Consider the following 12,498-nt stretch of genomic DNA (forward strand, 5'->3'; position numbering starts at 1 on the left):
ACCCGTGTAGGTATAATATAATTCCTATTACATCATTATTGCTCAAAACCGTAAGCATTTCATATAAGCTTATCAATAGGTAAATGGAGGTGTATCAAATGGAATACAACGATCAAATGAAAAATAGAATTAAACGGATGGAAGGCCAGCTTAGAGGAATTTTAAAAATGATGGAAGAAGATAAAGATTGTCGTGCGGTTATTACTCAATTGTCGGCAGTGCGCTCAGCCGTAGACAGAACAATTGGGGTAATTGTGAGCTCGAATTTAGTGGAATGTGTGCTTGATGCCGAAAAAAATGGCGAGAAAACAGATGTCTTAATAAAAGATGCAGTAAATTTACTTGTCAAGAGCAGATAAAATTAATTCACAGTGTTGACACATTTATATTTCTTTAGTAATATACCCGTAGGGGTAATGGTAGAAATAAAAACGACCTCACATTTTTTAAAAGAAAAACAACCTCAAAGGAGACTGTAAAAATGAATGCAGATAAAATTCTAGATGCTAAAGGTTTAGCATGTCCAATGCCAATCGTAAAAACAAAAAAAGCAATAAATGAACTAAACTCTGGTCAAATATTAGAAATTCATACTACTGATAAAGGTGCAAAGAATGATCTTTCTGCTTGGGCCAAATCCGGTGGACATGAGCTTTTAAATTTTGAAGAAGATCAAGAAGTACTAAAGTTTTGGATTAAAAAAGGTTAATTTTTTTTTGTAAATATAATACCTGTACGGGTATAGGTAAAAATAACTATAATCAGGAGGAATTATTTTGACGGAAAAGAAAAGGACGACAATTGTATTGTTTAGTGGAGATTATGATAAAGCCATGGCGGCATACATCATTGCAAACGGAGCTGCTGCCTATGACCATGAAGTAACTATTTTCCATACATTTTGGGGATTAAATGCATTGCGTAAAGATGAAAACATTATGGTTAAAAAAGGTTTTATTGAAAAGATGTTTGCTAAGATGATGCCAAGAGGCGCAGATAAAATGGGACTATCTAAAATGAATTTTGCAGGATTTGGTCCAAAAATGATTAAAGACATTATGAAAAAACACAATGCAATGCCATTACCACAATTAATTGAAATGGCACAAGAACAGGAGGTAAAGTTAGTCGCATGTACGATGACGATGGACCTATTAGGTCTAAAGCAAGAAGAACTTTTAGAGAATATTGAATATGCAGGTGTAGCAGCGTATTTAGCTGATGCTGAAAATGGCAATGTAAACTTGTTTATTTAATAGATTAATAGAACTCAATGAAATTTATACCTTTTAGGGTAATTTACAGGAGGTCAATCATGACAACATTAAAAACTGATTTGGTTTTAGATGCAAAAGGATTAGCATGTCCAATGCCGATCGTGAAGACAAAGAAGGCTATGAATGGTTTAGAAGCAGGTCAAGTGTTAGAAGTATTAGCAACTGATAAAGGTTCGAAAGCTGATATTAAGGCTTGGGCTCAAAGTTCAGGTCATCAATATTTAGGAACAATTGAAGAAGGCGATGTGCTTAAACACTACCTTAGAAAAGCTTCTTCTAACGAAAAAGCAGCCGAAAGAAAACATCCGCATGTCACTTCAAATGTTGAACTTGCAGCAAAGTTAGACGCATATGAAAACATTGTCGTACTCGATGTAAGAGAAGCAGCAGAATATGTGTTTAATCATATTCCAAATGCAATTTCTATTCCTTTGGGTGAATTGGATGACAGAGTAAATGAATTAAGCAAAGATGCTGAAATTTTTGTTGTCTGCCGAACAGGTAATCGAAGTGACTTTGCAGCACAAAAATTATCTGAAAAGGGCTTTAGTACGGTCTTTAATGTAGTACCAGGTATGAGTGAGTGGACTGGTAAAACAACAAGCCTAAACAATTAATTTCATGGGGCTTAATAGCCCCCACTCTTAAATTTTTTTGAAAACTAATATACCGTAGGGGGTAAAACGAGCATGACAGTTAACGCGATGACATCAAAAGAAGTAACTAAAAAGGTATTTAATAAGGAACCATTTTTTATTCTTGATGTTCGTAACGAAAGTGATTTTCAAGATTGGAAAATTGAAGGGGAAAATTTTGAGTATTTAAATATTCCTTATTTTGAATTGCTTGATGGAGTAGAAGAAATCTTAAATAAAATCCCAACTGATAAAGAGGTATTAGTGGTATGTGCTAAGGAAGGTTCTTCTGTAATGGTAGCAGAGATGCTTTCAGAAGAAGGTTTAACAGTTTCTTATCTTCAAGGTGGTATGAAAGCTTGGAGTGAACACTTAGAGCCAGTTAAGGTCGGAGATCTAAAAAATGGCGGAGAGATTTATCAATTTGTACGTATTGGTAAAGGTTGTCTATCATACATGGTCGTTTCAAAAGGTGAGGCTGCAATTATTGATGCAACACGAATGACTGACATTTATCTTGATTTCGCTAATAGTGTGAATGCAACAATTACTCATGTGTTCGATACACATTTACATGCAGACCATATTTCTGGTGGTCGTGTGATTGCTGAGAAAACAAATGCAACGTATTGGTTACCTCCAAAAGATGCAACAGAAGTAACATTCGAATATCAGCCTTTAGAAGGTGGCAAGGACGTAACAATTGGGGGCACAACTATTAATATCCATGCATTGTATTCTCCAGGTCATACTATCGGCTCTACATCATTTGTTGTAGATGAAAAATTCTTACTCTCTGGGGATATTCTTTTTATTGATTCAATTGGACGTCCAGATCTTGCAGGTATGGCAGAGGATTGGGTTGCAGATTTAAGAGAAAGTCTTTATAAGCGTTATAGAGAGCTATCTGAAGAATTGATGGTATTACCTGCTCATTTTATGATCATTGATGAATTGAATGCAGATGGAAGTGTATCCGAAAAGCTTGGTACGCTATTTGCAAAGAACCATGGTTTAAATATTGCGGATGAAAATGAGTTTAGGAAATTAGTTACCGAAAATCTACCACCACAACCAAATGCGTATCAGGAGATTCGTGAAACAAATATGGGGAAAATAAATCCTGACGTTGAAAAGCAACGCGAAATGGAAATTGGACCAAATCGTTGTGCAGTACGATAATATAAATATGGGAACTGTAATTTGTTCCCATTCAATAGGAGGATAAGGATGGGTATCGATTTTGTCATTACCATATTCTTAATTGGTTTTGTAGGCTCATTTATTTCTGGAATGTTAGGAATTGGTGGCGCCATTATTAATTTCCCCATGCTATTGCTTATCCCAGCTGCTCTTGGTGTAGCCCATTTTACAGCTCACGATGTAGCAGGTATTACTGCGATACAGGTATTCTTTGCGACAATCAGCGGGGTCTGGGCATACCGAAAAGGCGGATACTTAAATAAAACATTAATTGCATATATGGGTATAAGTATCTTAATTGGAAGCTTTGTGGGTGGATTTGGTTCTACACTTCTGCCGGAAAGCGGAATTAATATCGTTTATGGAGTCCTAGCATTATTAGCAGTGATAATGATGTTTGTTCCTAAAAAAGGAATCGATGAAATCCCTATGGAACAAGTGAAATTCAATAAGTGGCTTGCAGCATCTCTTGCATTAATTGTGGGGGTTGGCGCAGGAATTGTTGGAGCAGGTGGGGCGTTTTTATTAGTCCCAATTATGCTTGTTGTTTTAAAAATTCCAACAAGAATGACCATTGCTTCTTCTTTAGCGATAACTTTCATTTCTTCAATTGGGGCAACTGTTGGTAAAATATCAACAGGACAGGTAGAGATTATTCCATCTCTTATCATGGTAGTTGCAAGTCTCCTTGCTTCACCATTAGGTGTTAAACTAGGTAAAAAAATGAATACAAAGGTATTACAAGTAATCTTAGGAATCTTGATCTTTTCAACTGCAGTAAAAATTTGGATAGATATTTTATAATTTATTGTGGGGGCTAATAATAGCCTCCTTTTTATTATTCCTTTCTTAATAGATTCTTAACAATGAAATGGGAATATTCTAAGAGATATAGTGGGGGAAGATTTGATGGCAAAATCATTATCGTTGTGGGGGCTTGATACATGAACGTAATCCAAATAGGTTCACTAACCATTATGCTGAAATGGGTGCTGCTTGGTTCAGCAATTCTATTAGGACTAGTGGTCATTAAATTATGGTTGCAACGGACACAAACAAAAGAAGATAATAAAAAAATCTTTAATACCTTAACAAATAGCCTTTTTATCTTGATTTTAGCTTGGAAAGGGAGTCTCATTTTACTAGAACCAAAGCTTATTTTAAAAAGTCCTCTTTCAATCCTTTATTTTACTGGAGGCACTAAGGGGCTAGTAATAGCGATACTCATTTCCCTTATGTATTTTATTTATAAGAATAAGAAAATTAAGATTTCAAGTAGGCTTATTTTAAAAACTATTCTTATCTTCAGTTTAACGGTCCTTAGCTGTTATCATTTTACTTTCTTATTTGCCTTAGATGAAAATGATTTATACCATTTACTAGTAGGTACATTCACACTGATCATTCTTTATTTTATTTTAATACCAAAGGAGTGGCGATTTTGAATAAGAAAAACTTAATGATTGTAATTGCATTAATTGGTCTAATTGGATGGGGAATTTATGATACCTCATTATCATCGTCAAATAATTCAGAAAAAGGTAGTGAGGTGAAGGAAGCTGCAACAACATCAAAGAATCTAGAAATAGGGCTGCAGGAAGGGAATAAGGCGCCGAATTTTGGATTAAAAACCTTGGATGGACAAGAAGTTAAGCTTTCTGATATGGTAGGGAAGAAAGTAATATTAAATTTCTGGGCCACATGGTGTCCACCATGTAAAGCTGAGATGCCGCATATGCAGGAGTTTTATGAGGAACAAAAAAACAATCAAGTAACAATTTTAGCTGTGAATTTAACTACTTCAGAAAAAAGCAGTGATAATATTGGGGCATTCGTGAAAGATTATGGCTTAACTTTCCCAATTGTACTTGATAGCGAAGGACAAGTTGGACAAACATACCAGGCTGTTACCATTCCAACCAGTTATATTATTGATACCAAAGGCGTTATCCGGAAAAAGATTGTAGGTCCTATGGATAAAGAAATGATGACTGAATTATTACAAAGTGTGGATTAAACGAAAAGTAGGGATATAATGAGCAAGGAAGAAGTAAGGGAGCAAGAAATAAGACAGACCGTAGATTCAAAATATATTCAACAGCATCTTGCAAATGAACGGACATATTTAGCCTGGATTCGCACCGCTATCGCTATAATAGGTGTCGGCTTTTTAGTAACTAATTTACATTTTAATATGATGTCTAGTCTTTCCCCAATAGGCGATCTTTTAGCAAACTTAATAGGGATCGCCTCTGTAGCACTAGGAATTGTTACTATTTTAATGGCGACAATTGTATATTTGAGGAAGGTTACTACAATTAATCAGCAAACCTTTACGGCATCTAAAAAATATATAATTACACTCAGTATCTTAATTATTTTTATTACGTTGCTATTTGGAGCATACTTTTTAATGTTTTAAAGGCTAACATTACATATAGAAAAAAAGCACTTCATAAGCTTGTATTAGCTAAAGTGAAGTGCTTTTTATTTCGAAAACTCTACTTGTTAATTATACAATCAGTGTTTGTTTCTTTTTTCATTTTTCCAGCACAATCCTTATGCATTTCCTTAAGTTGCTTTTCACTTAATTCTGGATGCTTCTCCTGCATAAATGGGAGCATTTCTTTAAAGTCACCGACTTTACATGCAATCTGTTCACTAGCTGCCATAACCCCAGTTCCTAACCCAAGTAGCAAAACGGCTGTAAATGCTCCTGTCACTAATTTTTTCATTAGTAATTCCTCCAATGCTATATTGCCTACAAGGTTTATTTTATAATAATTTAAGAATATAACTTGGAGTAATTGTTACAATACTGTAGCATCAAGCTTCTTTTTTTGATTGAATACAGATGAATAAGTTTTCCAACCACCATCTACGTTTTTGACTTTAAAGCCATTCTCAGTAAGAATTCTTGCTGCTAAATAGCCTCTTAATCCTACCTGACAAGAAACATAAATGGTTTGATTTTTAGGGAAAGTATGAATTTTTTCCCTAATCTCACCTAGTGGAACGTTAATTGAACCATTGATAAATCCATTTTCTCTCTCATTTGGCTCACGAACATCAATGAGTAACCCGCCATTTTTGACAATTTCATCAACTTCATGCCATTGAACCGTTGCAACATCTCCGTCGATAATATTGGAAGCCACATATCCCGCCATATTTACAGGGTCCTTGGCAGAAGAATATGGTGGTGCGTAAGATAGTTCTACTTCGGTTAGATCAAATACAGTTAGGTTTCCTTTTATTGCAGTTGCAATTACATCAATCCTTTTATCCACACCATCTTTGCCCACAGCTTGTGCACCAAGGATTTTTCCATTACTTGGATCAAACAACAATTTTAAAGCAATAGATTCTGCACCAGGGTAGTAGCTAGCATGACATGCTGGGTGAATATGAATAGCTTGATAGTTTACATTTAACTGTTTTAACCGTTTCTCATTATTACCTGTAGCAGCAACAGTAATATCAAAAACTTTCGCAATGGATGTTCCGAGAGTTCCTTTATATTTTTCAGCTTTCCCATAGATGTTATTGGCAACAATTCGTCCTTGACGGTTAGCAGGTCCTGCAAGTGGAATCATCGCAGCATTACCGTTAATATAGTCAGTTACTTCAATAGCATCACCAATGGCAAATATATTCTCATCATTTGTTTGTAAGAATTCATTAACCTGAATTCCCCCGCGGTCTCCGACATTTAAACCAGCGTTAATTGCAAGTTGATTTTCTGGTCTGACACCAATCGATAAAATGGTTAAATAAGAGTTTAATTTTGTACCACTAGTAAGTTCAATTATGCTGCCTTGGTCCTTAAATGCTTTTACACCATCTTCTAAAATCAAGATGACGCCTTTGTTACGTAAATGGTCGTGAACTATTGAAGCCATTTCATAATCAAGTGGAGCCATAACCTGATTTGCCATTTCAACTACTGTTACTTCAATACCTCGTTCGGCAAGATTTTCTGCCATTTCAAGACCAATAAAACCACCACCAACAACAACTGCTTTTTGAGGGTCCTGTTGGTCAACAGCGTTTTTAATTTTATCTGTATCAGGAATATTCCTTAGTGTAAATATATTTGTAGCATCATTTATTCCTTCTATTGGTGGGAATATTGGCTTCGCACCAGGTGAAAGTACCAAGGTATCATAACTTTCTTCGTATACTTCATTTGTTTTTAAATTCTTAACTGTTACCGTTTTTTTGTCTCGATTAATTCCGGCAACCTCACTTAAATTTCGGATATCTAAGTTGAATTTCTTGCTCATTCCTTCCACCGTTTGGACAAGTAGCTTTTGTCGATCTTTAATGGTTTCACCAATATAATATGGCAGACCGCAATTGGCAAACGAGATATGTTCTCCACGTTCAAACAGAACGATTGTTGATGATTCATCTAATCTTCTTAAACGTGCTGCAGCAGTTGCTCCTCCAGCTACTCCACCGATAATAACAATTTTCTTATTCATGTCTAATTCCTCCTTTTATATACCCTTATAGGTATATTATTGTAAATAAAACATTTATGCTGTGATAATTATCACAAAAAATCTAAATGAATTAGTGAAATTGGTGGGAAAATAGAAAGGCATTGATTGGAGGATTTTGAAAGATAATAAGTACGAAAGGAGTGTGAGCCATGAATGTCAATAAAGTTTTGGATGCAAAGGGATTAGCATGTCCAATGCCTATTGTGAAAACAAAAAAAGAAATGACTTCTCTAGAACCTGGTCAAGTCTTAGAAATTCAAGCTACGGATAAAGGTTCTACAGCTGATTTAAAAGCATGGGCAACAAGTACTGGTAACCAATACCTTGGAACAATTGAGGAAGGGGATATCCTTAAACATTACCTTCGAAAAGCCAGTGCTGAAGAGGAAAAAAGTGAGACCACGCATCCAGATGTTGTTTCCTTAGCTGATTTATTAACGAAGCTTGAGGGAAATGAAAAAGTAACTGTTTTGGATGTTCGAGAGCCAGCTGAGTATGCCTTTGGTCATATACCTGGAGCGATTAATATACCATTAGGTGATTTAGAAAAACGATTTGAGGAATTAAATAAAGAAGATCATCTTCATATAGTTTGCCGCTCCGGTAATCGCAGTGATTTAGCAGCCCAACAACTAGCCGGAAAAGGGTTCGATAATGTAAAGAATGTTGTCCCCGGTATGAAAGATTGGACTGGACCAATTAATAAAAGCATCTAAATAGGAGGAACGAAAATGAAGGTAGCAATAATCGCAGCAAATGGTGGTATGTTTGATGCATATAAGGTGTTTAATATCGCAACAGCAGCTGCAGCAACAGATGCAGATGTGTGTATTTTTTTTACTTTTGAAGGGTTAAATCTTATTCACAAAGAAGGATATAAAAATTTACCGATGCCTGTTGGAACGGAACATTTTCAAGAAGGCTTCAAGAAAGCGAATGTTCCTCCCGTTCATGAACTGGTAGGTATGGCCACTGAAATGGGTGTCAAGATGATTGCGTGTCAAATGACCATGGATGTAATGAGCTTAGAAAAAGAGCATTTTGTTGAAGGAATTGATGTAGGTGGAGCTGTGACATTCCTAACTTTTGCTCAGGATGCCGATGTCACTCTAACCTTCTAAAAAAGAGATTAAAAATGGTGGTGCACATATGTCAGAGCAAGCTGCAGTTAAAACAGTAACCGTAAAAGAATTAACAAAAAAAATACTGAATCATGAAGAAATCTTTATCCTCGACGCTAGAAATACAGATGACTTTGATGATTGGAAAATTGAGGGGAAGAATGTTCATATCATTAATGCACCATATTTTGATTTACTCGAAGGAGTAGATTCAATCGTAGATAAACTTCCTAAAGATACTGCTATCTATGTAGTTTGTGCAAAAGGTGGTTCATCTGAATTTGTTGCAGAGCAAATAGCAGAAGCAGGATTTACAAATGTTTACAGCGTTGAAGGCGGAATGAAAGCCTACAGTGAACATTTAGAACCCATAAAGATAGGAGATTTAAAAAATGGTGGAGCAATATATCAATTTGTGCGAATAGGAAAAGGATGTTTATCTTACTTGGTTGAATCACAAGGAACCGGTGCTATGATTAATACAAATAGAATGCTCGAGCCATACGAACAACATATAAATGAACACAATATTAAGCTGACTCATGTCTTGGATACTCATCTCCATGCAGACCATATCTCTGGTGGTAGAAGGCTTGCTGAAAATCATGGAGCAACCTACTTTTTACCACCAAAAGATGCGGAAGAAGTAATTTTTGATTTTACACCTATAAATGATGGAGATGAGTACAACGTAGGTGAAACCACTATTAAGGCGATATATTCTCCTGGTCATACAATTGGCAGTACATCATTTCTCATTGATGATCAATACTTATTAACTGGTGATATATTATTTATTGATTCTATTGGACGTCCTGACTTAGCTGGTAAAGCAGAGGACTGGGTGGGGGATTTACGGAATACTTTGTACCATCGTTATAAGGACCTTCCTGATGAACTATTGGTTTTACCGGCACATTATATGGGTATTAACGAAATGAATGACGATGGAAGTATTTCAGAAAAACTTGGTACTTTATATAAGGAAAATCACGGATTAAATATCGGAGACGAAGCGGATTTTAGAAAGACTGTTACTGAAAACTTGCCTCCACAGCCAAATTCTTATCAAGAGATTCGTGAAACTAATATGGGGAAAATAGCACATGATGAAGAAAAACAAAGAGAAATGGAAATTGGTCCAAATCGCTGTGCTGTAAGATAATGGAAAATAGAGGAGAGTAGTCCATATGTTTCATTATACGGTTGAATCAAATAAATCACTTCCTGAAGCAGTTAAAGCTGTGGAGGAAGCTTTAAAAGAAGAGAAATTTGGTGTGCTTTGGAGCTTTAATATACAAGAAAAATTGAAAGAAAAAGGGGTAGACCTCGAAAAGGAATTTATCGTTCTAGAGGTCTGCAATCCGCATGAAGCAAAAAGAGTATTGATGGAAAATAATTTAGTTGGTTATTTTCTACCCTGTAAAGTTGTTGTATATAGGGATGAGAACCAAACGAAAATAGGAATGCCAAAACCGTCAGCATTAATGAGCATGGTGTCAGATGAAAACCTTGGACAAATTGCTCTCGATATTGAAAAGAGACTAATATCCTGTCTTGAAAAAGCAAAGTAATTTATACTTTATCACTCATTAATGAAAGAGGCATGACAAACAGTCGGTTATGATTTTGTCATGCTTTTCCTTCTAACTTAAATCTTGTACTGAAATAGAAATAGCTGAACCAGTAGATGTATACTGATTTACCCAGCCAAGTGAGGTTTCTGAAACGGCTGACCAATTAGGAATTTCATTCTGATGCATTTCCACCCAACTCATACAAAACTGCGGGTCAATATTATATTCCAGACACTGAGACAAGAAAGATTGAATGGTATTTTCATTACAATTCTCCCATGAACCACACGTATAGCTCCAGACATTTTCCATTTTTGCTTGTATGGTAACGTCATTAATAAATTCACTAAAGTGACTTTCGTTAACCACTAGTATTCCTTCCTTTCATATAATTTCACTCCATTCAGTATTTCCAAAGAATCAAAAAAAAAGCCGTTGGATTTTGTTAATAAAGATGGGAGAATAAGAATGGAAAATAAAAAGAAAAGTCTTAGTTTTGGAATGATCGTCGTAGGAGGAACATAAGTGAGTAATCAAGGGAAAACTGCATTAATCTTAGGTGCTAGTGGGCTTGTAGGAAAGGAATTAACAAAAATACTGATTCAAAAAAATACATATGAAAAATTTTTTTTGTTGGTACGTAGACCTATTGAAATTATCGATCCTGTTTGCGAACCACATGTGGTTGATTTTAATGAGTTACATAACCATAAAGAATTGTTTCATGTTTCAGATGTTTTTTGCTGTTTAGGAACTACAATTAAAAAAGCAAAAACGAAAGAAGCCTTTCGTAAAGTGGATTTTGACTACCCAGTAGAAGCTGCAAAATTAGCTTATGAGGGCGGTGCTGAAAACTTCCTCATAATTACAGCAATGGGTGCTAACTCTAAATCGCATTTTTTTTACAATCAAGTAAAAGGTGATGTAGAGGAAACTCTAAAAAGGATAAATTTACCTTCACTTCATATTTTTCGACCATCCTTGTTGCTAGGGGATAGAGGTGAATTCCGCTTGGGAGAAAAAATAGCAGAAAAAGCAAGTGCTCTAATTAATGTAGTAATGGTTGGTCCTTTACGAAGTTATAAAGCAATCGAAGCAAAAAATGTTGCTGCTGCAATGGTAGAGGTAGCTCTTTTAAATAAAAAAGGAGTTCATATTTATCCATCACAGGAAATAGAACAATTGGCAAGAAGGAAGAAAGTCTAATGGGAAAAGGTTTAATTGGTAAACGAATTGTCATCTGCGGTTCGCGTAAAATTGAGGAAATAAAAACGTTAATTGAAAAGCAAGGTGGCATTACACTAGTACGTTCTCTTCAGGGGACTGTATTTTTAGCCGAGAAGGAAGTAGAGCCCGATATAGTTGAATTTGTCAAACAAGGTGCAGATTGGATGGTATTTACAACCGGTATTGGCATTGAAACCATGGTCAATATAGCTGAAAAGCTTGGGTTTAAAGAAGAATTTTTTTCTATTTTACGCAAGGCAAAGGTTGCTTCAAGAGGGTATAAGACACTTGCAGCACTAAAGAAATTAATGATTACGCCAGTGGTCGTCGATGAAGATGGAACGACAAAGGGATTAATTCATGCTCTACAAAACTTTGACTTTTCAGGAAAGCGAGTCATGATTCAGTTACATGGAGAAACTGCTCCGGAATTAATAAAGTTCTTTGAAGACCGAGGTGCAATTGTACAAAAAATTCTTCCCTATCAATACAATGCGCCTGAAGGGGAGCCGGTGAATAGATTATGTCATGAAGTGCAGGGTAAACATTGTGATGCAATATGTTTCACAACGGCCACCCAAGTACGGTCACTTTTTAATTATGCAAAAGAAAATGGTATTCATAAAGAAATAGTTTATGCCCTTAATCAACATGTATTAGCAGTTGCAATTGGAAAAGTTACTTTAGAAGCCTTAAAAGAGGAAGAAATTGAACGTGTACTTGTTCCAGAGCACGAAAGAATAGGTGCGATGATAATCACGCTTACAAAATATTATCAAAATGAAAATTCTTGAATTAAGCATACCTAATAGATGGTATGCTTTTTTTCATTCATTCTCTTTTAGGACAACTGTAGAATGGTGTCGAGAAAAAACCATGTTAGATAAATTGACCGTTCGATATATTTTTACAATTTTTTTAGTATACTTATGTTAAATTGAAAAAGTATT

At 35.5% G+C, this 12,498-nt stretch carries 18 protein-coding genes; 15 read left to right on the top strand and 3 right to left on the bottom strand.

Features of this window, described 5'->3' with window-relative positions; all coding sequences use genetic code 11:
- Positions 1 to 98: 98 nt before the first annotated feature.
- The 9 genes from AC3A54_RS10140 (at position 99) to AC3A54_RS10180 (ending at position 5,537) form a co-directional block, all read left to right on the top strand.
- A complete protein-coding gene (locus AC3A54_RS10140; RefSeq protein ID WP_308083934.1) occupies positions 99 to 359 on the top strand; it encodes a metal-sensitive transcriptional regulator in 261 nt (86 codons plus the stop codon).
- A 122-nt stretch (positions 360 to 481) separates the two neighbouring features.
- Entirely contained in the window at positions 482 to 709 is a 228-nt protein-coding gene (locus AC3A54_RS10145) for a sulfurtransferase TusA family protein (RefSeq protein WP_335549110.1), read from the top strand.
- Positions 710 to 776: 67 nt separating this feature from the next.
- Positions 777 to 1,256: a DsrE/DsrF/DrsH-like family protein gene (locus tag AC3A54_RS10150; protein WP_335549111.1), complete on the top strand. Its 480-nt coding sequence runs from the start codon at positions 777 to 779 to the stop codon at positions 1,254 to 1,256.
- Between the two features lie 59 nt (positions 1,257 to 1,315).
- A complete protein-coding gene (locus tag AC3A54_RS10155; RefSeq protein WP_487654366.1) occupies positions 1,316 to 1,894 on the top strand; it encodes a sulfurtransferase TusA family protein in 579 nt (192 codons plus the stop codon).
- A gap of 72 nt (positions 1,895 to 1,966) precedes the next feature.
- The gene (locus AC3A54_RS10160) at positions 1,967 to 3,094 is read left to right on the top strand and encodes an MBL fold metallo-hydrolase (RefSeq protein WP_487654367.1); all 1,128 of its coding nucleotides are present in this window, start codon (positions 1,967 to 1,969) and stop codon (positions 3,092 to 3,094) included.
- 48 nt (positions 3,095 to 3,142) lie between these two features.
- Complete coding sequence (locus tag AC3A54_RS10165) at positions 3,143 to 3,919, top strand: sulfite exporter TauE/SafE family protein (protein ID WP_335549115.1); 777 nt, start codon at positions 3,143 to 3,145, stop codon at positions 3,917 to 3,919.
- A 140-nt stretch (positions 3,920 to 4,059) separates the two neighbouring features.
- Positions 4,060 to 4,560 (top strand): hypothetical protein, encoded by a 501-nt coding sequence (locus tag AC3A54_RS10170; protein WP_487654368.1) that lies wholly within the window; start codon positions 4,060 to 4,062, stop codon positions 4,558 to 4,560.
- A complete protein-coding gene (locus tag AC3A54_RS10175) occupies positions 4,548 to 5,132 on the top strand; it encodes a redoxin domain-containing protein (RefSeq protein WP_487654369.1) in 585 nt (194 codons plus the stop codon). The genes AC3A54_RS10170 and AC3A54_RS10175 overlap by 13 nt, the downstream gene beginning before the upstream one ends.
- 18 nt (positions 5,133 to 5,150) lie before the next feature.
- Positions 5,151 to 5,537 (top strand): YidH family protein, encoded by a 387-nt coding sequence (locus AC3A54_RS10180; RefSeq protein ID WP_487654370.1) that lies wholly within the window; start codon positions 5,151 to 5,153, stop codon positions 5,535 to 5,537.
- A 79-nt stretch (positions 5,538 to 5,616) separates the two neighbouring features.
- On the opposite strand, the gene AC3A54_RS10185 is transcribed toward AC3A54_RS10180, so the two are convergent.
- Together AC3A54_RS10185 and AC3A54_RS10190 are read right to left on the bottom strand one after the other, a co-directional pair.
- Positions 5,617 to 5,850 (bottom strand): hypothetical protein, encoded by a 234-nt coding sequence (locus AC3A54_RS10185; RefSeq protein ID WP_487654371.1) that lies wholly within the window; start codon positions 5,848 to 5,850, stop codon positions 5,617 to 5,619.
- Positions 5,851 to 5,925: 75 nt separating this feature from the next.
- Positions 5,926 to 7,602, bottom strand: coding sequence for a CoA-disulfide reductase (locus AC3A54_RS10190; RefSeq protein ID WP_487654372.1), 1,677 nt, complete (start codon positions 7,600 to 7,602; stop codon positions 5,926 to 5,928).
- A gap of 170 nt (positions 7,603 to 7,772) precedes the next feature.
- On the opposite strand from AC3A54_RS10190, the gene AC3A54_RS10195 reads away from it, so the two are divergent.
- Genes AC3A54_RS10195 through AC3A54_RS10210 form a run of 4 tightly spaced genes read left to right on the top strand, consistent with a single transcriptional unit; the run spans position 7,773 to position 10,318 of the window.
- Positions 7,773 to 8,339 carry a sulfurtransferase TusA family protein gene (locus tag AC3A54_RS10195; protein ID WP_487654373.1) on the top strand — a complete coding sequence of 189 codons (567 nt, stop codon included), beginning with the start codon at positions 7,773 to 7,775 and terminating at the stop codon, positions 8,337 to 8,339.
- Between the two features lie 15 nt (positions 8,340 to 8,354).
- Positions 8,355 to 8,744 (top strand): DsrE/DsrF/DrsH-like family protein, encoded by a 390-nt coding sequence (locus AC3A54_RS10200; RefSeq protein ID WP_487654374.1) that lies wholly within the window; start codon positions 8,355 to 8,357, stop codon positions 8,742 to 8,744.
- A 28-nt stretch (positions 8,745 to 8,772) separates the two neighbouring features.
- On the top strand, positions 8,773 to 9,909 hold the full coding sequence (locus AC3A54_RS10205) for an MBL fold metallo-hydrolase (RefSeq protein ID WP_487654375.1): 1,137 nt from the start codon (positions 8,773 to 8,775) through the stop codon (positions 9,907 to 9,909).
- 25 nt (positions 9,910 to 9,934) lie between these two features.
- On the top strand, positions 9,935 to 10,318 hold the full coding sequence (locus tag AC3A54_RS10210) for a DUF302 domain-containing protein (RefSeq protein ID WP_487654376.1): 384 nt from the start codon (positions 9,935 to 9,937) through the stop codon (positions 10,316 to 10,318).
- Positions 10,319 to 10,390: 72 nt separating this feature from the next.
- On the opposite strand, the gene AC3A54_RS10215 is transcribed toward AC3A54_RS10210, so the two are convergent.
- Positions 10,391 to 10,690, bottom strand: a complete 300-nt coding sequence (locus AC3A54_RS10215) for a hypothetical protein (RefSeq protein WP_487654377.1) — start codon at positions 10,688 to 10,690, stop codon at positions 10,391 to 10,393.
- A 156-nt stretch (positions 10,691 to 10,846) separates the two neighbouring features.
- Between AC3A54_RS10215 and AC3A54_RS10220 the strand changes: the two genes are divergently transcribed.
- Positions 10,847 to 11,527 (top strand): oxidoreductase, encoded by a 681-nt coding sequence (locus tag AC3A54_RS10220; RefSeq protein ID WP_487654378.1) that lies wholly within the window; start codon positions 10,847 to 10,849, stop codon positions 11,525 to 11,527.
- A complete protein-coding gene (locus tag AC3A54_RS10225) occupies positions 11,527 to 12,342 on the top strand; it encodes a uroporphyrinogen-III synthase (protein WP_487654379.1) in 816 nt (271 codons plus the stop codon). The genes AC3A54_RS10220 and AC3A54_RS10225 overlap by 1 nt, the downstream gene beginning before the upstream one ends.
- Positions 12,343 to 12,498 lie beyond the last annotated feature (156 nt).

The organism is Neobacillus sp. Soil_C_43 (assembly GCF_057656715.1).

Bases quoted from the DNA above. Each gene is read 5' to 3' on its own strand.
- AC3A54_RS10225 (WP_487654379.1), top strand. From the start codon at position 11,527: ATGGGAAAAGGTTTAATTGGTAAACGAATTGTCATCTGCGGTTCGCGT.
- AC3A54_RS10200 (WP_487654374.1), top strand. From the start codon at position 8,355: ATGAAGGTAGCAATAATCGCAGCAAATGGTGGTATGTTTGATGCATAT.
- AC3A54_RS10140 (WP_308083934.1), top strand. From the start codon at position 99: ATGGAATACAACGATCAAATGAAAAATAGAATTAAACGGATGGAAGGC.
- AC3A54_RS10190 (WP_487654372.1), bottom strand. From the start codon at position 7,602: ATGAATAAGAAAATTGTTATTATCGGTGGAGTAGCTGGAGGAGCAACT.
- AC3A54_RS10155 (WP_487654366.1), top strand. From the start codon at position 1,316: ATGACAACATTAAAAACTGATTTGGTTTTAGATGCAAAAGGATTAGCA.
- AC3A54_RS10165 (WP_335549115.1), top strand. From the start codon at position 3,143: ATGGGTATCGATTTTGTCATTACCATATTCTTAATTGGTTTTGTAGGC.
- AC3A54_RS10170 (WP_487654368.1), top strand. From the start codon at position 4,060: ATGAACGTAATCCAAATAGGTTCACTAACCATTATGCTGAAATGGGTG.
- AC3A54_RS10205 (WP_487654375.1), top strand. From the start codon at position 8,773: ATGTCAGAGCAAGCTGCAGTTAAAACAGTAACCGTAAAAGAATTAACA.
- AC3A54_RS10180 (WP_487654370.1), top strand. From the start codon at position 5,151: ATGAGCAAGGAAGAAGTAAGGGAGCAAGAAATAAGACAGACCGTAGAT.
- AC3A54_RS10195 (WP_487654373.1), top strand. From the start codon at position 7,773: ATGAATGTCAATAAAGTTTTGGATGCAAAGGGATTAGCATGTCCAATG.
- AC3A54_RS10145 (WP_335549110.1), top strand. From the start codon at position 482: ATGAATGCAGATAAAATTCTAGATGCTAAAGGTTTAGCATGTCCAATG.
- AC3A54_RS10160 (WP_487654367.1), top strand. From the start codon at position 1,967: ATGACAGTTAACGCGATGACATCAAAAGAAGTAACTAAAAAGGTATTT.
- AC3A54_RS10185 (WP_487654371.1), bottom strand. From the start codon at position 5,850: ATGAAAAAATTAGTGACAGGAGCATTTACAGCCGTTTTGCTACTTGGG.
- AC3A54_RS10210 (WP_487654376.1), top strand. From the start codon at position 9,935: ATGTTTCATTATACGGTTGAATCAAATAAATCACTTCCTGAAGCAGTT.